1 protein-coding gene is annotated in these 709 nt (G+C 54.4%); it reads right to left on the bottom strand.

The window, feature by feature from the left end; translation table 11 throughout:
• Nucleotides 1-20: 20 nt before the first annotated feature.
• Nucleotides 21-671, bottom strand: coding sequence for an IS1595 family transposase (locus ACTOWK_RS23585; RefSeq protein ID WP_441332505.1), 651 nt, complete (start codon nucleotides 669-671; stop codon nucleotides 21-23).
• Between the last annotated feature and the right edge of the window lie 38 nt (nucleotides 672-709).

The raw sequence follows: 709 nt of genomic DNA, 5'->3' as shown, positions 1-709 counted from the left end.
GGGGCTGTCCTAGATAAGAGTTATAGCCCCACCCAGTCCCGCAGCGTATTGAGCTGCTGACGGGGTGTCCCATAGTTGAAACGGAACTCGCACTCTTTCAGGAACAAGAAGAAATTCTTGCGCGGAATGCCGTTGTACTTGCGCAAGATCCGCTTGGACTGATTCCAGAAGTTCTCAATACCATTGATGTGGTTACCACGGCGAGTCACGAACTCCTTTCGATGATTCACCCGGCGATGCTTGAAGCCAGATACATCCAGGATGTTGTAGCTAGCTAGGTGGTCGGTATAGACCACCGAATGGGCCAAAACCCGGGTTTTTAAGGCCGTCAGCAAGGTTTGGCTGCGAGTGTCGGCTACCGGCAACGCATACACCTTGCCATCGCGTTTGAGGATGCCGAACACGCAGACTTTGCCCGCAGCGCCTCGTCCTCGCTTGCCCTTGCGAGCCCCTCCGAAGTAGCTCTCGTCACATTCGAACACAGCCATTTCCGGTTCGACTTCGGCCATTTGAGCGGCAATGCACTGACGCAGCTTGTGGAAGTACAACGCGGCCGAGTTGCGATGGATTGCCACCAGATCAGCGGCGGTACGAGCTGTCGCTTGGGCCACGAACAGCTCGACCAGCCTAAGTTGGTCTTTTTTTCTTATCCGACAACGACTTATCGCCATTTCGCATCCTAGATCGAATCCTTATCTAGGACAGCCCC

The sequence above is a fragment of the Lysobacter sp. CA196 genome (assembly GCF_052078695.1).
GTDB lineage: Bacteria > Pseudomonadota > Gammaproteobacteria > Xanthomonadales > Xanthomonadaceae > Lysobacter.
The sequence above is the reverse complement of the archived record's forward strand: the minus strand, read 5'-3'. Positions and strand labels throughout refer to the sequence as shown.